The sequence below is a fragment of the Arthrobacter sp. HS15c genome, from assembly GCF_040812005.1.
Classification (GTDB): domain Bacteria; phylum Actinomycetota; class Actinomycetes; order Actinomycetales; family Micrococcaceae; genus Arthrobacter.
This window is the reverse complement of record NZ_JBFOHM010000002.1, coordinates 267,970-286,263: the sequence shown is the minus strand read 5'-3', so window position 1 is coordinate 286,263 and position 18,294 is coordinate 267,970. Positions and strand designations below refer to the sequence as shown.

Here is an 18,294-nt window from a genome sequence, read left to right as displayed (position 1 = left end):
AATGACGCATGACACCCCAAGCCGAGTCCGGCGCGGATGCCCCAACGAAGCAGGTCCGCGAGAATGTCAAGGACACTGACTTTCCCGGCCCCAACGGACCAATCCCGGCCCGGCTGTACGGTGCTCCGACTTCTACCGGCCCGGTGCTCATGTGGCTTCACGGTGGCTCCTTTTCCCACGGAGACCTTGACATGCCCGAGGCCCACGATGTCGGCCTCGGGCTGGCCGCCCGAGGCGTGCACGTCATCTCCGTGGACTACCGGCGCGTCCCTCCATGGAGCCCGTTCCGCAAACCCCGCCCCGGCAAACTTCCCGGCGTCCGGTTCCCCGTTCCCGTGGATGACGTCACCGCTGCGTTCGACGCCGTTGCCCTTTCCGCATCCGATTCAGGCCGCCCGGGTTCCCGGATAGCTCTTGGTGGCGCCAGCGCAGGGGCGTGCCTGGCGGCCGCCGCGACGTGGGGCCTCAGCAAAGGACGGGAACGGCCATCTTCCCTGGTCCTGGCCTACCCCACTGTCCACGCACAGCTGCCACCAATGCAGCCGGAACTCAAGAAGAAGCTCCGGGGCGTCCGCGGCCTTTGGCAGTTCACTCCGGCGACCGTGGAACGGATGAACCGCAACTACGCCGGATCGCTCGGGGCCATGACAGACCCGCGTGCGTTCCCGGGCGGGGCAGACCTGTCCACATTCCCCAAGGCCCTCATCCTCAACGCAGAATTCGACAGCCTTCGCGCGTCAGGCGATGCATTCGCCTCCGAACTGGCTGCCCATCACGTGCCCGTCGAAAACGAGTACCTGCCAGGCACCCGGCACGGTTTTCTGAACAAACCAGGAACCACCGGCATGAACGCAGGGCTTGACCGCATCGCCTCCTGGCTCCACGCATCAACCTCGGCTGCCTGAGGGCCAACGATCCCGCCGAAGTCAGCCAGTAAGACCACTTGACTGCTACGCGGTCAGCGCCAAGCCACTTTCCGTATCCCCAGGAGACCTACGAATGATTCGTTCCCCCTTCAACGCCGGCTGGACTTTCCGTCCGAAGGCCAACGAGTTTGCCGAGCTGACCGGCGCCGCCATGCCCCCCGTGCCGGTAACGCTCCCGCACGACGCCATCATTGGGACTCCCCGCGACCCGGACGCCGAAGGCGGTGCAGCCACAGGATACTTCCACGGCGGCACGTGGGAATACTCCAAGTCGTTCGATGCCCCCCAGGAGTGGGCCGGAAAGCGGATCTACCTCGAATTCGAGGGGATTTACCGGTCCTCCCTGGTTTACGTGAACGGCGCCCTTGCCAGGAGCTGGGCGTCTGGCTACACAGGGTTCACCGTGCCTCTGAACGACTTTCTCGTCCTTGGGGAAGAGAACACCCTTCGGGTGGAGGCCCGTGCGCACCGCGACTCCCGCTGGTATTCAGGAGGAGGGATCCACCGGCCGGTTCATCTCATGGTCGCCGGCACCGTCCATGTCCCCCTGGACGGAGTGACCGTCACGACTGAGGAGATCAGCCAGGGTTTTGCAACCATAACGGTCCGCACGGAGATCACCAATGCTGCTGACCGGCTCGCGACGGTCCAGGCTGAAACACTCATTACTGCACCGGACGGGACCCTGGTTGTACGCGACAGCGCGCCTGTGACGCTGGGACGTGGTGAGACCACGGTAAGTACGCGACGCCTGGTCGTGGAAAACCCGGCACTATGGAGCCTGGATGACCCGGCACTCCACCAGGTGCAGGTCTTATTGCGACTAAACCAAGAGATTGTGGACGAAACCCAGGTGCGGTTCGGCATCCGCCAGTTCGCCGTTGATCCTATCCGGGGTCTTCGGCTGAACGGCCGGGAGGTGAAACTACGGGGCGCCTGCGTTCACCACGACAACGGCCTTCTCGGCGCAGCGACCATAGGGCGCGCCGAAGAGCGCCGTGTGGAGCTCCTTAAGGACGCCGGGTTCAACGCGATCCGCAGCTCCCACAACCCCCTCAGCCGGGCCATGCTGGATGCTTGCGACAAACACGGCATGCTTGTGATGGACGAGGCATTTGATGCCTGGACGCAAAGCAAGAACGACTTTGACTACGTATTGGACTTCGAGGCCTCCTGGGAACGCGACATTGAGGCGATGGTCCGCAAGGACCGCAACCATGCCAGCGTGTTCGCATACTCGACCGGCAACGAGATCCCCGAGGTCGCGACCCCCCATGGCGCCCGTTGGGCGCGAAAGCTCGCCAACCGCGTCCGCGAACTGGATCCCACACGTTTCGTCACCCACGCCCTCAACGGGCAGCTCGCAGTCATGAAGGAATTCATCGCCGAAATGATGGCGGATCCCCAGGGCAACCCGGAGGTCCACGAGGGCATGGGCATCAACACGATGATGTCCCAAATGGCCGAGCTCGGAAACCACATCGGCGCGTCCGAACTCGCCACAAACCGCACGGAGGAAGCCTTCTCCACCGTGGACATCGCCGGGATGAACTACACCGAAGCCCGGTATGAGCTTGATCGTGAGCTGTTCCCCCACCGCGTCATCGTGGGCGCGGAGACATTCGCCACCCATATTGATAAGCTCTGGGCGCTCGTCACGGACAACACACACGTTATAGGCGATTTCACTTGGACAGGCTGGGACTATCTTGGTGAGGTCGGCATCGGACGAACGCGATACACAGACACCGACGACGACGGCGTTACGGCCCGCTACCCGTGGCTGCTCGCGCACGTGGGCGACATCGACATCACCGGACACAGGCGCCCTGCTTCCTTCTACCGCGAGATCGTTTTCGGCCTGCGCCCCACCCCCTACATCGCCGTCGGCCGGCCTGAAAACCACGATCGCGAAATCGCCTCCAGCCCCTGGGCCTGGTCAGACTCCATCGCCAGCTGGACCTGGCCCACATTCGAGGGCAAACCAATCACAGTTGAGGTGTACTCGGACGCCGACGAAGTCGAACTCCTCCTCAACGACACACCCATCGGGCGGGCCCCGGCAGGTGCCGGCCACCGCTACCGGGCGGTGTTTGAGACCACATACCACCCCGGAACCCTTACCGCTGTCAGCTACAGCGACGGCGACGAAGTTGCACGGCACCAGCTCGCCACCGCCCAAGGCCGGACCCGGGTCAAGGCCACCGCCGACCGTACCCAAATCAGTGCCGCCGATACCGACCTGGCCTTCATCGACATCGCGCTCGTGGATGACGACGGCTCGCTGTTCAGTTCAGCAGACCAGCCCCTGACCGTATCGGTGTCCGGCCCGGGCACGCTGCAGGCCTTCGGCACGGCCAACCCCACCAACGAACACACGCATTTCACCGACGAAACCCACCGCACCTATGACGGACGCGCCCTCGCCATCATCCGCCCCACCGCGGCCGGCTCAATCACCATCAATGTGTCAGCCGCCGACGGTACAGCAACGGAAGTGACCGTCGGGGCAGGGATGACGACGGATAACAACCTGGCCAGGCGCGCCCATCGGTAAACGACCAGAGGACTCAGTTAGTGACCACCACACCGCACGCCGGCACGGACGGCGTGGCCACCAATCCGTTCCTTCCCCTGAACGAGTACATTCCCGACGGCGAACCGCACGTCTTTGGAGACCGGGTCTACCTTTTCGGGTCGCGCGATTCTGAGACGGGGACCACCTACTGCGAGCTGGACTACGTCTTCTACTCGGCTCCGGTCGGCGATCTCTCGACGTGGACATCCAACGGCGTCAACTACAGGGCAAGCCAAGACCCTGGGTACGAGCGGGGCCGGCGGTACATGTACGCGCCGGATGTGGTCCAGGGCAACGATAAGCGCTTCTACCTCTATTACTGCATGTCCGGGGACAAGGGCCGCGGTGGTTACCACGGGCCGATCAGTGTCGCTGTGGCTGACGAGCCGGACGGCACCTACGAATATCTCGGGTTTGTCCGGAATCCGGACGGCTCCGCCTACGACGAGTATGTGCTTTTCGATCCCGCAGTCATCAACGACAACGGCGTCATCCGCCTCTACTACGGGATGTGCTATCCGTTCGAAGACCAGCCTGCCTTCACACGTGTGCTCACCCGGCGTGTCCAGGCAAAAATGTTCAACAAGACTCCAGCCGGGATAAAGGCGCACGGTGACAGCGTGCAAGGGGCCATCGCCGTGCGTTTGGACGATGACATGCTCACTGTCCGCAGTGAACCCCAGCGCATTATCCCCACCCGAACCAACGGGACCAGTTTCGAAGGGCATGCGTTCTGGGAAGGCAGTTCAATCCGCAAGGTCGATGACACCTACTACTTCGTCTATTCCTCCTTCAACTCGCACGAGCTGTGCTACGCCACCAGCCGTAACCCCGACCGCGACTTCGTGTACCGCGGAGTAATCGTCTCTAACGGCGATATCGGCCTCGAAGGGCGCACGGCCCGCGACCGCATCAATCAAACCGGAACGAACCATGGAAGCATCGAAAGAATCGGCAACCAGTGGTATGTCTTCTACCACCGCAACACCCATGGCTCGATCTACCGGCGTCAAGCATGCGCTGAACCTATCCGCATTGAAGCTGACGGCACTATCCACCAGGTCCCTGTTTCCAGCAGCGGCCTGAACAACGCACCCCTGCCGGCGGACCAGACGTACCCCGCGGTCACGTGCAGCATGCTGACCAACGGCAGAATGCGGCACGGGAAGGCACGGTCCAAGCGTTTTCCCAAGGTCACCCATGACGCTGCTGACCGCTTTGTCGGCGATGTCACCAGCGGAACCACCGTCGGTTTCAAAGCCTTCGCGTTCGCCGGGCCGACCCAAGTCGCCGTAACAACCCGAGGGACCGGCTCTGGCCTCATCAACGTGTCCACTGAGACCGGTGTTGCCGGCTCTCTCACGGTCTCGCCCTCCTCTCGATGGCGCCAGGAATCAACAGTTATCGAACTGGAGGGGCCCAACAACCTCTACTTCAGGTTCACGGGCAAGGGTCGCCTGGACATCCTCACTGTCTCCTTTTCAGAGACCGGCATACCGCAGGTGCAGTAGGCAGAGATACCGCGGGTACACGATGTTCATGGTCGGAGCCCGAACAAGACTGGTACTACCCGGCACACCAGACCTTCCCGGCACCCGACCCAGAAAGAACTTCAACGATGCAGCCAACCAGCACGCAGACAGTGTCACCCCCACGCGGGGCGCTACCGCAAGACAGGTGCCCCTTTGATCCTGACCCCCAGTACGCCGAGTTGAGGGTGTCAGAACCGGTGACCCGGGTCAGCACGCCCGCCGGTCTCGACGTTTGGCTCGTCAGCGGGTACGACGACGTACGCAAAGTTCTCGGCGACAGCATCAACTTCAGTAGCATCGACGCCAGTTCTTCCCACCTTATGGGTGATCCGGAAGCCCTGGGCGGAACTCCTCCTCCGGGAGTCCTCCTGCGCTATGACGGCGACGAACACGCCAAGCTGAGGCTCCGCCTCGCCCGCGAATTCATGATCAAACGTATCGCGCGCCTCGAACGGTTCATCAGGCAACTCGTCACGGAACACATCGACCGCCTGGGTCAGAAGCAAGGCCCGGTCGACCTCTACCGCGAGTTTGGACTGCCTGTTCCCGCCCTGGTCATCAGTGAGCTGCTTGGAGTCCCGGAGCATGACCGGGAGACGTTCGAACAAGCGACAGCCGCCCAGGTGGACCTCAGCCTGTCGCTGGAGGAACGGCAGGCCGCAGGAGCGGAAAACGCCGGATTCTTCGCCGCGCTCGTTGCCGCCAAGTATGAAGACCCGGGCGATGACCTCATCACCAGGCTCATCCAGGAGCCCGCCGGCCGTCCCATGGATTTCGCAGAGCTGACCGGCCTGTCCATGCTGTTGCTGGCGGCCGGACACGATACCACCGCGAACATGATTACGCTGGGCACCTACGCCCTGCTGCAGAATCCCGACCAGGCCCAAAAGATGGTAGTGGACCCTGCCGTCATGGAGACAGGCGTGGACGAGCTGATCCGGTACCTCAGCATTGTCCACAACGGCGTCCTCCGGAAGGCAACGGCGGACGTAACCATCAACCACCAGCTCATCCGGCGAGGTGAGCACGTCGCCGTCGTTCTGGAATCCGCCAACCGGGACCCGCGCTTCCTCGAAGGCGCCAACACGCTGGACCTCACCAGGTCCTCGGCCCATGTCGGATTCGGCTACGGTCCCCATCAGTGCCTCGGCCAGCACCTTGCCCGCTTGGAGCTGCGGATCGCCCTGCCTGAGCTGTTCCGCCGGGTCAAGGGATTGCGGGTCGTGACGGACACGGAAGACATCCATTTCAAGAATGACATGGTCGTATACGGAATTCATGAACTGATGATCGACTGGGATGAGGTAGTGGCATGAGGATCGACATCGACAGCGCAAAATGCGTGGCAGCAGGAGTCTGCGTCCTGGCCGCCCCTGACGTCTTTGACCAGAACGACGACGACGGCGTGGTCGTTCTGCTCGACCGGCAGCCTTCCACGTCCCAGCTGCCAAAGGTCAGGGACGCGGCAGCCCGGTGCCCAGCCGCGGTCATCCGCCTCACCGAGAATCTGTGAGAGCCGAACCGCAGCGGATCGTTGTCGTCGGGGCCTCGGCGGCCGGCCTCAGCGCCGCCGAAGCCCTTCGACGCGGAGGATATGCGAACAAACTCACCATCATCGGGGCCGAGACGCACCGCCCCTACGACAGGCCCCCGCTGTCCAAGCAGTACCTGACGGGTGAATGGGACGCCGAAAAGGTCATGCTCCGGCCGGCAGCGCATCTGGAAGACCTCGACGTCGATAGCCGTCTCGGCATACCGGCAAGTGGACTCGACATTGACGCGAGCAGGGTGGTCCTCACCGACGGTACGGAGGTCGGCTACGACACCCTGATCCTGGCGACAGGGGTGTCACCCAAAACGCTGCCTAACACCCGGCACTTACGGGGAGTCCACACACTGCGCACCCTCGACGACGCCGACGGACTCAGAGACGAACTTCACGCTGAGAGCCGGGTGATCATCATTGGGGCAGGCTTTCTGGGGACGGAAATTGCCGCCGTCGCAGCTTTGCGCGGTGCCCGCGTCACCCTCATTGGGAATGCCGCACCACTGGCAGGCATCCTTGGGCCTGACCTCGGCGCGCAACTCGGTGGCCTCCACGCGAGTCACGGAGTGACACTCAAGGCCGGACCGGAAGCAGCCGTCGCTTCGGTCCTCCACGAGGACGCAAGGGCCACTGGCGTGGTCCTCAGAAGCGGCGAAGTGCTCCTGGCCGACGTCGTGGTGATGTCCATCGGATCAGTTCCCGCCGTCGGCTGGCTCCGCACCAGTGGCCTGAGTGTCGCAGACGGCGTTTCGTGCACCACTGACTTATCAGCGGCACCGGGAATCTACGCCGCAGGTGACGTCGCCCGGTGGCACAACACCCGTTACGACGTCAGCATGAGGCTGGAACACCGCATCAACGCCGTGGATCAGGGAATTCATGTGGCCGAACAGATTCTTGCCGGAACGAGCCAGGACTACACTCCCGTTCCGTATTTCTGGTCGGACCAGTACGACCTGAAACTACAGAGCTACGGCTGGCTGCGGGACCACGATGAAATGCTTGTCACGGAGGGGTCGCTCAGCGAAGGAAAATTCGTGGCACTGTTCCGCCGGGGCGGGCGGCTGACAGGTGTCCTTGGCGCACGGTCGCACAAGGCGCTCAGGACGTGGCGGCAGTACCTCTGCGATGGTGCCAGCTGGGGCGATACCCTTGATGCCGCATGAAAAGCAAAACCACCAGCCGCCATTGAGAACCGGCAGCATCATCAGCTGGCACAGAAGCATCCCAGACCTGTGGCAGCTTTTCCTTGACGTCGTGGCGGGGGCCGTTCTGGTGACGGAGGCGTACCGGATCAGCCAGGAAGGCTCCTCCGGCTTCACTTCCTTCGTGCTGCTGACGGGCGGCCTCGCCGCCGTGGCGGTGAGACGCCGCTTTCCTGTGTTGGCGCTGGTGGCGACGTCTCTCTTGACCGTGTTCCTGCCACTGCAGACCGGGCAATACCTTCCGGCCTGGATACTGCTGGAAGTCTGCCTCGCTTCCTTCGCCATGCTCAAACCGCGAACCCGCGCGGTGGCCGCCACCACCGCTGTGGGGATTGTTCTCGTAGGCGGGGCGCTCGTATTGTTGCACCTGCTGGTCTTTGACCCGTTGTTATGGGCGCTGGTGGCGTGGACTGCGGCGGCGGGCGGAATCGGTTCGGCAGTCCGCTTCCAGCGGCAATACGTTGAAGCTTTGGAGGAGCAGGCCAGCAGCCTCGTACGGACCCGTGAAGCTGTGGTTGCCCGGCGGATTGCCGAGGAACGGATGAGGATCGCGAGGGAACTGCACGATGTCATGGCCCACCATATTGCTGCCATCAGTGTCCATGCAGGCTCGGCAGAAGCCAACACCGTAAGCGACCCGCGAACGGCTAGGGAGTCCTTGGTCCGCATCAGGACGGCCAGCAGCGAAGCGCTCCGCGAACTGCAAGCTATTTTGCACGTCCTCAGATCAGGCCAAACCGGAACCGAGGCTGACATCCCCGCGGCCAGGACAGCCCAGCTCCCCCACCTCCTCGAGGCCTTTCGTTTACTCGGCTTACGTGTTGATTATCACGAGGACGGTGTTCTTCCCCAGAACCTCCCGCCGGCTTTAGACCTTGCCCTCTACCGGATCACCCAGGAAGGACTGACCAACGTGCACAAACACGGAAACGGGACAGTGCTGCTTGACCTCACGACCACGCGTACAGGCATTCACCTCAGAATCCGGAATGATGCCACCGCCGCTCCTGACCCGGCCCGCACAGTCCGCCCATTCGGCCAGCAGGGATTCGGGATCGTCGGCATGCAGGAGCGCGCCATATCCGCGGGCGGACGCCTCAAGGTTGCGTCCGACGGAAAGTACTTCACCATTGACGCGTCCTTCCCGCTGGGGCCCAGGCTATGATCCGCATCGTTGTGGTTGATGACCAGAAGATGATCCGGGTGGGCCTGCGAGGGATCCTGCAGACCCGGCCCGATTTCACGGTTGTGGGCGAAGCCGCTGACGGCATCCAGGCGGTGGCCGTGGCCGCGGAGGCAAGACCCGACGTGGTGCTTATGGACATTCGGATGCCCGGCATTGACGGCGTCGAGGCCGTACGCCGGATCCGGGCCGACCGGGACTTGGACGGGGTAAGGATTCTTGTCCTCACAACCTTCGAAGACGACCACAACGTCATCCGGGCCATCAAGGCCGGCGCCCAGGGATTCCTCGGAAAAGACGTGGGACCGGCAGAGCTGATCGGGGCGATAGAGCAGCTAGCAGCAGGAGGTGCCCTGCTCTCACCAGCCGCTACCGGATCGCTGGTTTCTCACGTCGCGCGCTCGTCAAAGCGTCCAGTGGATGAAAGCGCCGAAAACGTGTTGGCCACCCTGACGTCCCGGGAGCGCGCGGTCCTGGTACAGGTTGCAGCGGGGCTCACCAACGACCAGATAGCGGCGGCACTGTTCATCTCCCCATTCACGGTCAAGACCCACCTCAACCGTGCCATGACCAAGACGGGCACCAACGACCGGTCACAACTGGTAATTCTGGCGTTCAAAGGAGGGCTGGCCGACCCCGTCTAGCTTTAGGCCGTTCCTCCTGGCCTGCCTGGTTAGCGGCCGTGAAGCCGCCCCAGGTCTGCGAGGAGGTCGTCGATGTTCTCGATGCCCACGGACAGCCGGACGAGACCGGGGGTATCGCGCTCCCCGGTTATTGCGCCCCCAGCCAGCTTGAAGGACACGACGGCGCCCGTCCCCTGGGTCCTTACTTACGGCCGCGCCTGTACCAGGGCGGTTCCTGCCCTGCGTGGATCTGGCGGCTTTCGAACAGCCTATCGAATGGGATCCACCACAAGGGCCGTGTCCAGCTCCTGCCTGGCCAGGCGGTGCATGGCCAGGACGCCGACCACAGGACCGGGAAGGAGCAGCAGGAAGGCGTACTGCCACCCGACGGCAGCGGCGAACAGTGGGACAAACTGGATGGTCACCACAGTTAGGAGGAAACCTATGGCTGTCTGTGCCGTCAGCGCAGTTCCGACGTACCGCGGATCTGCGTTTTCACTCAGAGATGTTGAGAAGACGCCGGAATCGGCGATCACGGCGGCACCCCAAACGACCAGAAAGACAAGCAAGGGTGCGCGTTCGGCCCTAAACATCAGGGGTGAGAGGTAACAGCACGCTCCGCTCACGGCCAGGGCCAGGGCGGCGGACCTGGGCCGCCCCCAGCGGTCCGCAGCCCACCCTCCTAACAGGGCGCCGGCCACCCCGCCCACGCCCATTGCGACGAACACTGTTAGTCCGGCGTCGGACGTCTTACCCGGGCCATCTGCCTGGCCTGCCAGCAGGTACATCGGGAGCCAGGTCCAGAGGGCGTAAAGTTCCCACATGTGCCCGAAATAGCCGATGTTGGCCAACCGGAGACGCTGCTCCTTGAACATGGCCAGCGCGTAGCGGGGGTTCGGCTCGGCACTGCCTGTTCCGCCAAATGGACCCGGCCGGATGGCCAGGACGGCTGTCAGGGCGCCCGCTGCGGCAAGGGCCGCTGCAGCAGCCATGACGTTTCGCCATGCAAGATCGCCCAGGCCGCTGATCAGATGGGGTGCGGCGGATCCTAGCGTCAGGGCTCCTATGAGGATCCCGAAAGCCTTTCCGCGCAGGGCAGGGGGCGACCATGAAGCCATCAGCTTCATACCAACGGGATAGACGCCGGCCAAAAAAGCACCGGTCAGGAACCGCAGTCCTATAGCAGGAGCCAAGGCGTCCACGAAGCCTGCCAGAATGCCGGTGGCAACGGCGGCCCCGGCGGCACAAGTGCCGAGCAGGAGTTGTGGCGGGAATCTGTCGGCCAGGCTCAGCAATGAGGACGTGACCGCGCCGATCACGAAGCCAATTTGTACCGACGCTGTCAGCCAAACGCCGGCCACGGGACTGATACCCCATTCGTGCTGCAGGGTGGGGCCTACTGCTGACGCGGAGAACCAGACAGCGAGGCCAAGGACCTGTACGACGGCGATTAGGGCCTGCTGCCGGTTCAGTCGCTCAAAGTGCACAGTTGCCATCTTTTCATGCGCAGAAATGGAGGCGGGTAGCCGCGTTTGGCGCAGCTACCCGCCCAGAATTTGCTCCTATTCCAGCTCCTGGCGTTAGCGGAGGCGGGTGATAACGGGGACCGGGTTGGCCAGCGTGTCGCGGATCGGCGAGGTTGCCTCCAGCGACACGATCAGGTCTTCCAGGTCCTCGCGTGAAGTGCCGGGGCTGTCGATCTGGACGTCCACGGAGATCTGCTGGGCGCCTTTGCGGACGCTGTCATCAATTCCGAGGAAGCCGCTGAGATCGACATCGAAGTCCAGAGTCAGCGCGACGTGCTTGAGCGGGATGTTCTTGCCGGCAGCCAGGGAAGCAAGCGTGGCAATGTAGCAGGCAGCCAGTCCCTTGAGGATGTACTCGGCAGGACTGACAGCGGTATCGGTACCCAGGAGGGAGACCGGTTCGTCGCTGTGCAGCGTGAACCTGCCGCGGCGCGTTTCGTCAGCTGTGCCTGCCTGGGTGAGGGGGCCTGTGACGGTCTTTGCCGTCAGCCCTCCGGCTGACTCGCTGAGCATGCGGAAAGTGACCTTGCCGAGCTCGCGTTTTTCGGTGACGGCTGCCACCGTCGCTTCAATCGCCGCGAGGTCAGCGAAGGGCTCTTTGGCCAGGGTGTTCGTTTCAGTCATGGTGTTCCTTTCGTTTGTTTTGGTAGCGCTACTGCATTAGGGACTCCTGCTACGTCAGCGACTCCTGGTAGAACGGGTAGTCGGTGTAGCCCTTGGCCCCTTTTGCGCCCTCGCCGTAGAACGTGGACGGGTCCGATTCGTTCAGCGGAAGGCTGTCCTTCCATCGGCGTGCAAGATCCGGGTTTGCGATGGCGGGCCGGCCCACGACGACGGCGTCGGCGTGGCCGTCGGCGACCAGGGCAATCGCCTCATCCCGGGTGGTGACAACACCGAAGCCGCTGTTGACCAGAAACGGGCCACCGAACCGCGCGCGCAGGTCCTGGACGAGTGCACATGTGGGTTCGTGGTGGAGCATGCTCAGGTAAGCAAGGTTCAGCGGGGCAATGCCGTCCACTAGGGCCTCGTAGATTGCACGGACCTTGGAAGTGTCGCTCTCGGCTATGTCGTGCTGCTCGTTCTCCGGGGAAAGCCGGATACCGACCCGGTGAGCTCCGATCGCTGCTGCTACCGCGTTGGCGGTTTCGACGACGAAGCGGGCATGGTTTTCCGGCGCCCCACCGTAGCGGTCCGTGCGGACGTTGGTGTTGGGGGAAAGGAATTCGTGCAGGAGGAACCCGTTGCCTGCGTGCAGTTCCACGCCGTCGAAACCGGCTTCGATGGCGTTCAGCGACGCTGTAACGGTCTCCTCGATTACGGCCGGAAGCTCCTCGAGCTCGAGGGCATGCGGGACCGGGTACGGCTTCTTTCCCGTGGGTGTCCGGGCTTCCCCGTCCATGGGGATGGCACTCGGCGCCACAACGCGGTGACCGCCGGTGATGTCTTCGTGCGAGACCCGGCCACCGTGCATGATCTGGGCGAAGATCCTGCCGCCCTCGGCGTGGACGGCGCTCGTGACACCTTTCCAGCCAAGAATTTGTTCCTCTGTGACAAGTCCCGGCTGGCCGGAGTAGGAACGTCCCGCCAGGCCCGGGTAGGTGCCCTCACTGACAATGAGGCCCAGCGAAGCCCGCTGACGGTAGTGTTCAGCAACCAGCGGGCCGGGAATACCGTCGTCTCCGGACCGTGTCCGGGTCAACGGTGCCATGACCAGCCGGTTAGGAAGCTCAAGCTCGCCGAGGTTCAAGGGGGAAAACAACATCAATAGGGGCCTTTCAAAGAAGAATGAATGGCTGTGGAAACAGCCGTTGGGCGCAGGAAGGGGCGCCCTGGGGGCCAATTTGCCCCCAGGGCGTCATGGGACTGGCCGGTGATTGTCGGGAAGGCTAGGAAACTCCGGCCGCGGCGTGGGTGTGGCCTGCGGCCACCGAGTCCGGTGCTCCTTCGTAGAACTTCATAGCCATGAACCCGTGGGCGAAGCTGCCGCCCGCTCGCAGTGCCGAAGCGATCATGACTGTTTCGGACAGTTCCTCAGCGGTCGCACCTTCGGCCTTCGCGGCCTTTACATGGGCTTCAATGCAGTATGCACACTGGGTCGTGAGCGCCACGGCAACGGCCATGAGCTCGGTGTTCTTCCGTGAAATAACCTTGTTGGCGCCGCTCAGTGCTTCCTGGTCGAATGCCAGGAAAGCCTTCACCGCGTCCGGCGCTCCGGTACGGAGGTTGCGGAGGTAACGGTGGTCTGTGTGCTCATGGTATGTCATGGGATTTCCCTTCGTTTGGGCTGCGTAATGGGTGAGAATGACAGAACTGAATTGATGGAAACTAGCTGAGGTACGGTGACAGCCGTGTTTCGAACGCGTCCTTGGGCATGGCGCCAAGGAAGGAGCCCACGACGTCGCCGTTGTTGAAAACCCTGAACGCAGGGATCGACGTGACAGCGTACTTCCGGGCGAGTTCGGGATTCTCGTCGACGTTTACCTTGATGACTTCGATCTTTCCTTCCTGCTCTTGTGCCAGCTGGTCAAGAACAGGACCAACGGCGCGGCAGGGCGGGCACCAGGGAGCCCAGAAATCGACCAGGACAGGAAGTCCGTTCTGCAGGACATCGGACTGAAATGTGGACGTTGTCGTCGCTCGTACAGACATTGGTTTCCTCTTTTATCTATCTTGTTTCGGTTGGTAGGAATTCAACAGCCGAGGATTGGCCGGAGCCCGCAGGGGTTCTCAAAGCTGGGTGGTGCCGCCGTCAACAGCCATGTCAGTTCCGGTAATGAAACTCGCGTCATCGGAGGCAAGGAAGGTGATCGCCTCGGCGATCTCTTCAGCCGCTCCCAAACGGCCCATCGGAACGGAACCCGCCAGTCCGGCGCGCACGGCGTCGGCATCCGTCGCTCCGGCAAACAATCCGTCGAGGATTGGCGTCTCCACCGGGCCGGGGCTGACGGAATTGACCCGGACGTTCCGGCCCATGAGTTCCGCGGCCCAGCTGCGGGCGAAGGACCGAACGGCGGCCTTGCTTCCTGAGTACGCGGTAAAGTCCGCCCACCCCAGCATGTGACCGACCCCGGCAACCAAGACCACAGCGCCTCCGTTGTTCAGCAGGGGCAGCGCCTTCTGAACCGTGAAGAACGTGCCGCGGGCATTGATGCCGAACGTCTTGTCGAAGTGCTCCGGAGTAGCTTCAGGGAGGGTTGCGGCTTCAGCAATGCCTGCGTTGGTGACGATAACGTCTACGGAACCGCGCTCCCGCTTCACCTGTGCCCACAGGCGGTCGAGATCGTCCAGGTTTGCGATATCACCCTGCACGGTAACTACCTCTCCCCCCAGCTCGGCGCTTGCCTTGGCAAGATCCTCTTCACGGCGGCCAGTGATGTACACGTAGGCACCCTCAGCAATGAACTTCTTGGCGGTAGCGAGTCCGATTCCGCTACTGCCGCCCGTAATCACTGCTGTCCTGCCAGTCAACTTGCCCACGAAGATTCCAATCTTTTATGTAGTGGTCACTAAAGAACTGATGAGATATACTGTAGCGAAGACTACAGAAAAAGCAAATCGCGGCCACGAACGCCGTAGAGGAGGGTTGACATGACCAGAGGCCGTAAGCGCGCTTTCGATGGCGACGCCGCCCTGTACACAGCCATGGAGCTGTTTTGGCGCCAAGGCTATGAGGGCACTTCCATAGCGGACCTCACCCAGGCGCTCGGCATTAATCCGCCAAGCCTGTACGCGGCCTTTGGCAGTAAGCGTGAACTGTTCGAAAAAGCGTTGGACCGCTATATGTGCGAGCGGACGGTTCAGCTGGAGGTGGCAATGGCGGAGCCCACTGCTTACCAGGCAGTGTTACAACTGTTGACGGGGAGAGTTGAAGTCTTCACAGCTCCGGGCCGGCCTGCCGGCTGTATGACAATTCAGGCCGGCCTGTCGTCCGGGCAGCCGCACCATGAAATAGTCGATCTCCTTGCGGCTGCCCGCGAGGAGATGAGGCGGACCGTCCTGAATCGGTTCGACAAATCCGTCTCGGGCGGCGACTTGCCAGCCGGGACCGACTGCGCCGCCCTGGCGCGGTGTGTCATGGCGGCAATTTACGGACTGAGTGTTGAAGCAGCCTCCGGCGCCCCCAAGGAGGAACTCCAAGCCGCTGCCATCCTCGCCGCGCAGGTGGTGCCGAGGCCCTAAATGGCCCTTGGAAAGTTGAGGATGACGGATACCTTCATGCCATGGGTCCTAGCAAGGTTTTGTTGACGCACGCCAACCGAGGAGCGTCTTGGGAGAGTTGCCTTCCGCCTTTTACACGAAGTGTTAAAATTGTGTAGTTCCCGGGTCCCCGGATCTCAACAATGGCTGACAGCGAGGGCAAATCATGAGCAATGAACCCAGGAGGGCAACGGTGCCAGCAACGGAGGGACTTCAGGGGTTGGACGCCGAGTCAATCAACCGCATCCTTGAGCCTCTGGTGGAGCCCCTGCAGGCGGCCGTTTCACAACCAACAGAAGTCGTACTACACGACTTACAGCGCATCCCGAACACGGTGCGGGCCATTGCCGGGGTTGTTACCGGCAGGCGGATTGGTGACCCGCCTACTGACAAACTTCTCGAAAGAGTGGCTGCCGGAGATTTGAGCCATGAGGTCGGTTACCGATCCCAATTGCCAGACGGCCGAATACTCCAAAGCACTACCATTATCTATTCGGACAGGGACGGGCGAGCGGCCGCAGCACTGTGCCTGAACACCGACGTTTCGGCTTGGGTCACGCTGCGCTCGGCCATGGACCGCTTCGTCCTCGGGCATGAAGGTGTGCCCACGCAGGCGCAGGCCTCACCCGCAGCCAAGAGGCCGGAGTCCGGGTCGGAGCGCCCGAACGCCAGTGAGTATTTCCCGCATAGTGTAGAAGAACTGAGCGAACGCCTCATCGATGCAGCCATATCCGCTGTTGGGGTTCCGCCTGGAGAAATGCGTAAGGAACAAAAGGTACAAGTAGTGGCGGAGCTTGACCGGCGTGGCTTTTTCCTGATTAAGCAGGCAGCCGAAACAGCAGCCGCTGCGTTAGGAGTGACCCGGTTCACGATCTATAACTACCTGAACGAAGTGAACGGAACGGCTGAAGAGAGTGCTTGAAAAGGACTAGGCCCAGACAGTGTAGTCCAGGCTTAGTTCCAGCATTCAGCTCAATGAGTTGGGCGTACCCGTCCCATGCGTTCAACTGCCTCGGTCAGGATTGCTTGGGAAGTGGCGAAGTTCAGCCGGACATGCCCGGCACCGCCGCTTCCGAACACATGGCCTGAGCTCAGTGCCACTCTGGCCTCGTCCAAAAAGAGCCTGGCCGGGCCGGCCAGGTCACTCACCACGGCGAGTCCGGGGCGACTGTCAGGTGTTTGGCCCCCAAGATGGCCGCAGTCCAGCCAGGCCAGGTACGTTCCTTCGGGTTGCCGGTAGCCTACGTCGGGCAAATGCTCCGCAAGCAACCGGCCAAGCAGGGCCCGGTTTGAATCCAGCCCTTGGAGCAGGGCTTTGAGCCACTCTTGCCCATGCTCAAGCGCGGCGGTGTGGGCTATGAGGCCGAGGTGGCTTGGTCCGTGGCTGACCTCTTCGGGCATGCGGTTGAGGTCTGCGACGGCAGTGGGCCCGGCAACAGCTAAGGCTGCTTTAAGGCCTGCCAGGTTCCACGCTTTGGAAGCAGACATTACAGCGAACCCGTTTTCAGAGCCGGGCACGCTCAAGTAGGGGATAAACCGCGCTCCGGGCAGGACAAGCGGGGCGTGTATCTCATCCGAAACCACCCGTACACCGAACTTGATTGCGAGCTCCGCAACTGCGCTGAGTTCGCCTACCGTGTGAACTGTTCCAGTGGGGTTGTGGGGGTTGCTCAGCAGGTAGGCGGCCCGGCGTCCTTCCTGTCGAATCCGGCCAAAGGTTTCCTCGAGCGAGTCCAGGTCAATCCGCAGATCCTGGCCCAAAGGCGCCTCAACAATCTGCCTGCCGTCGTGGCTGACGAAGGCATAGAACGGTGCGTAGACCGGGGAGTTAACCACGACCGCGTCGCCGGGACTCGTGACCAGGCGCAGGAGTTCCACGACGCCCATCATGACGTCCGGCACGATCGCCGTTCTGCTCACATCCAGACCGCTCCATCCCCAGTTCCCTGCAGCGAAAGCCCCAAACGCCTCGGCGTAGGCAGTTCCTATCGGATAACCCGTGTCCCCAATGTCGATGGCACGATGAAGGGCATCGGCGACGGGCCGTGCGAGCCTGACGTCCATCTCGGCGACCCATAGCGGCAGCACTTCGTCGGGGTGCATACGCCATTTCATGCTGGTGCGCTGGCGAAGCTCCGCCAGGCTAAGCTCCTCCAACGGGTTGGGCACGTCAATGGCCGGGAGCGGATCGCCGGCATTCATCGCGTTTGCCGTCAGCACTGGACTGCCAACTCAATTTCGACACAGGCCCCCAACGGAAGGGAAGCCACTCCCAACGCCAGGCGTGCGTGCCGGCCCCGGTCGCCCAGTGCGTCCAAGATTACCTGGGACGCTGCATCGACGACGGCTGGCGCGTTGTTGAATCCATCGCCGGCTGCGACGTAGCCGCCCAGCCGCGCAACGCCCTTCACATCATCCAGGGAACCCAAGGTCTCGCGGATGACGTCAAGGCAGTTGCCGGCTGCCAGGGCTGCCGCTTCCCTTGCCTCTTCAATGGTGACTGCCGTCCCTACATGGCCCGGATAAAGAAGCCCGGCGTCGTTGACGGGAAGCTGGCCCGAAATGAACAGCAACTCGCCCACGCGCATGGCACGGGCATAAAGAGGCGGCGCGGTAACTGGCTGAGTCATGGTTGTGCCTTCCATCTAGTCGAATATCGGTGCCGGAGAACAGAGCAGGGGAAGCTGCAGGCGTGGCCTCAGGCCGCGCTGACCATGATTACACAGAAAGTGTAGATATGGAAGCCACGTCCGTGGAAACGGGCCTTCGCCGGGACGGTTGCAACTAAACATTTAAGGTTTTTGCAACGAACTGTTGATTAAGCTGTGATGTGGAGCATATCCTCAACTCACAAGTGAAAGCCTGGAGGCATTCCAGCGCCCGGGCATTCAATCCCGCTCTCGCTGTTACCCAGCCTTCCCCCGTGCTTGGATACCGCGGCAGCGGATGCAGGAAAACCCGTCAAGTCCAGGACAGAC

At 62.4% G+C, this 18,294-nt stretch carries 19 protein-coding genes; 10 read left to right on the top strand and 9 right to left on the bottom strand.

Annotated features, from left to right (window positions below; all coding sequences use genetic code 11):
- Positions 1–8: 8 nt before the first annotated feature.
- The 8 genes from ABV518_RS04350 (at position 9) to ABV518_RS04315 (ending at position 9,614) form a co-directional block, all read left to right on the top strand.
- A complete protein-coding gene (locus ABV518_RS04350; RefSeq protein ID WP_367765578.1) occupies positions 9–905 on the top strand; it encodes an alpha/beta hydrolase in 897 nt (298 codons plus the stop codon).
- A 94-nt stretch (positions 906–999) separates the two neighbouring features.
- The gene (locus tag ABV518_RS04345) at positions 1,000–3,483 is read left to right on the top strand and encodes a glycoside hydrolase family 2 TIM barrel-domain containing protein (protein ID WP_367765577.1); all 2,484 of its coding nucleotides are present in this window, start codon (positions 1,000–1,002) and stop codon (positions 3,481–3,483) included.
- A 20-nt stretch (positions 3,484–3,503) separates the two neighbouring features.
- Positions 3,504–5,015, top strand: a complete 1,512-nt coding sequence (locus ABV518_RS04340; RefSeq protein ID WP_367765576.1) for a family 43 glycosylhydrolase — start codon at positions 3,504–3,506, stop codon at positions 5,013–5,015.
- 218 nt (positions 5,016–5,233) lie between these two features.
- Entirely contained in the window at positions 5,234–6,352 is a 1,119-nt protein-coding gene (locus tag ABV518_RS04335) for a cytochrome P450 (protein WP_367765574.1), read from the top strand.
- Positions 6,349–6,549, top strand: coding sequence for a ferredoxin (locus tag ABV518_RS04330; RefSeq protein ID WP_367765573.1), 201 nt, complete (start codon positions 6,349–6,351; stop codon positions 6,547–6,549). Before ABV518_RS04335 ends, ABV518_RS04330 begins: the two co-directional genes overlap by 4 nt.
- On the top strand, positions 6,546–7,748 hold the full coding sequence (locus ABV518_RS04325; RefSeq protein WP_367765572.1) for an NAD(P)/FAD-dependent oxidoreductase: 1,203 nt from the start codon (positions 6,546–6,548) through the stop codon (positions 7,746–7,748). The genes ABV518_RS04330 and ABV518_RS04325 overlap by 4 nt, the downstream gene beginning before the upstream one ends.
- Before the next feature lie 22 nt (positions 7,749–7,770).
- Positions 7,771–8,952, top strand: coding sequence for a sensor histidine kinase (locus ABV518_RS04320; protein ID WP_367765571.1), 1,182 nt, complete (start codon positions 7,771–7,773; stop codon positions 8,950–8,952).
- A complete protein-coding gene (locus ABV518_RS04315; protein WP_367765570.1) occupies positions 8,949–9,614 on the top strand; it encodes a response regulator in 666 nt (221 codons plus the stop codon). Before ABV518_RS04320 ends, ABV518_RS04315 begins: the two co-directional genes overlap by 4 nt.
- Positions 9,615–9,643: 29 nt before the next feature.
- Here the strand turns inward: ABV518_RS04315 and ABV518_RS04310 are convergent, their stop codons facing one another.
- The 7 genes from ABV518_RS04310 to ABV518_RS04280 form a co-directional block, all read right to left on the bottom strand.
- A complete protein-coding gene (locus tag ABV518_RS04310) occupies positions 9,644–9,772 on the bottom strand; it encodes a hypothetical protein (protein ID WP_367765568.1) in 129 nt (42 codons plus the stop codon).
- A 90-nt stretch (positions 9,773–9,862) separates the two neighbouring features.
- On the bottom strand, positions 9,863–11,080 hold the full coding sequence (locus tag ABV518_RS04305) for an MFS transporter (RefSeq protein ID WP_367765567.1): 1,218 nt from the start codon (positions 11,078–11,080) through the stop codon (positions 9,863–9,865).
- A gap of 93 nt (positions 11,081–11,173) precedes the next feature.
- A complete protein-coding gene (locus ABV518_RS04300) occupies positions 11,174–11,743 on the bottom strand; it encodes an OsmC family protein (RefSeq protein WP_367765566.1) in 570 nt (189 codons plus the stop codon).
- 49 nt (positions 11,744–11,792) lie between these two features.
- Positions 11,793–12,881: an alkene reductase gene (locus tag ABV518_RS04295; protein WP_367765565.1), complete on the bottom strand. Its 1,089-nt coding sequence runs from the start codon at positions 12,879–12,881 to the stop codon at positions 11,793–11,795.
- A 124-nt stretch (positions 12,882–13,005) separates the two neighbouring features.
- A complete protein-coding gene (locus ABV518_RS04290; protein WP_367765564.1) occupies positions 13,006–13,383 on the bottom strand; it encodes a carboxymuconolactone decarboxylase family protein in 378 nt (125 codons plus the stop codon).
- Positions 13,384–13,444: 61 nt separating this feature from the next.
- The gene (trxA, locus tag ABV518_RS04285) at positions 13,445–13,768 is read right to left on the bottom strand and encodes a thioredoxin (RefSeq protein ID WP_367765563.1); all 324 of its coding nucleotides are present in this window, start codon (positions 13,766–13,768) and stop codon (positions 13,445–13,447) included.
- A gap of 78 nt (positions 13,769–13,846) precedes the next feature.
- A complete protein-coding gene (locus tag ABV518_RS04280) occupies positions 13,847–14,596 on the bottom strand; it encodes an SDR family NAD(P)-dependent oxidoreductase (RefSeq protein WP_367765562.1) in 750 nt (249 codons plus the stop codon).
- A gap of 111 nt (positions 14,597–14,707) precedes the next feature.
- On the opposite strand from ABV518_RS04280, the gene ABV518_RS04275 reads away from it, so the two are divergent.
- Both ABV518_RS04275 and ABV518_RS04270 read left to right on the top strand, forming a co-directional pair.
- A complete protein-coding gene (locus tag ABV518_RS04275) occupies positions 14,708–15,298 on the top strand; it encodes a TetR/AcrR family transcriptional regulator (protein WP_367765561.1) in 591 nt (196 codons plus the stop codon).
- Positions 15,299–15,482: 184 nt separating this feature from the next.
- Positions 15,483–16,238 (top strand): transcriptional regulator, encoded by a 756-nt coding sequence (locus ABV518_RS04270; protein WP_367765559.1) that lies wholly within the window; start codon positions 15,483–15,485, stop codon positions 16,236–16,238.
- A gap of 50 nt (positions 16,239–16,288) precedes the next feature.
- On the opposite strand, the gene ABV518_RS04265 is transcribed toward ABV518_RS04270, so the two are convergent.
- Both ABV518_RS04265 and ABV518_RS04260 read right to left on the bottom strand, forming a co-directional pair.
- Positions 16,289–17,536 carry a MalY/PatB family protein gene (locus tag ABV518_RS04265; protein WP_367765558.1) on the bottom strand — a complete coding sequence of 416 codons (1,248 nt, stop codon included), beginning with the start codon at positions 17,534–17,536 and terminating at the stop codon, positions 16,289–16,291.
- A complete protein-coding gene (locus ABV518_RS04260) occupies positions 17,530–17,946 on the bottom strand; it encodes a RidA family protein (RefSeq protein WP_367765557.1) in 417 nt (138 codons plus the stop codon). The genes ABV518_RS04265 and ABV518_RS04260 overlap by 7 nt, the downstream gene beginning before the upstream one ends.
- Between the last annotated feature and the right edge of the window lie 348 nt (positions 17,947–18,294).

Excerpts from the sequence above, each read along its gene's own strand:
- ABV518_RS04350 (WP_367765578.1), top strand. The coding sequence starts at position 9 with ATGACACCCCAAGCCGAGTCCGGCGCGGATGCCCCAACGAAGCAGGTC.
- ABV518_RS04345 (WP_367765577.1), top strand. The coding sequence starts at position 1,000 with ATGATTCGTTCCCCCTTCAACGCCGGCTGGACTTTCCGTCCGAAGGCC.
- ABV518_RS04330 (WP_367765573.1), top strand. The coding sequence starts at position 6,349 with ATGAGGATCGACATCGACAGCGCAAAATGCGTGGCAGCAGGAGTCTGC.
- ABV518_RS04315 (WP_367765570.1), top strand. The coding sequence starts at position 8,949 with ATGATCCGCATCGTTGTGGTTGATGACCAGAAGATGATCCGGGTGGGC.
- ABV518_RS04300 (WP_367765566.1), bottom strand. The coding sequence starts at position 11,743 with ATGACTGAAACGAACACCCTGGCCAAAGAGCCCTTCGCTGACCTCGCG.
- ABV518_RS04295 (WP_367765565.1), bottom strand. The coding sequence starts at position 12,881 with ATGTTGTTTTCCCCCTTGAACCTCGGCGAGCTTGAGCTTCCTAACCGG.
- ABV518_RS04290 (WP_367765564.1), bottom strand. The coding sequence starts at position 13,383 with ATGACATACCATGAGCACACAGACCACCGTTACCTCCGCAACCTCCGT.
- trxA (WP_367765563.1), bottom strand. The coding sequence starts at position 13,768 with ATGTCTGTACGAGCGACGACAACGTCCACATTTCAGTCCGATGTCCTG.
- ABV518_RS04275 (WP_367765561.1), top strand. The coding sequence starts at position 14,708 with ATGACCAGAGGCCGTAAGCGCGCTTTCGATGGCGACGCCGCCCTGTAC.
- ABV518_RS04270 (WP_367765559.1), top strand. The coding sequence starts at position 15,483 with ATGAGCAATGAACCCAGGAGGGCAACGGTGCCAGCAACGGAGGGACTT.
- ABV518_RS04260 (WP_367765557.1), bottom strand. The coding sequence starts at position 17,946 with ATGACTCAGCCAGTTACCGCGCCGCCTCTTTATGCCCGTGCCATGCGC.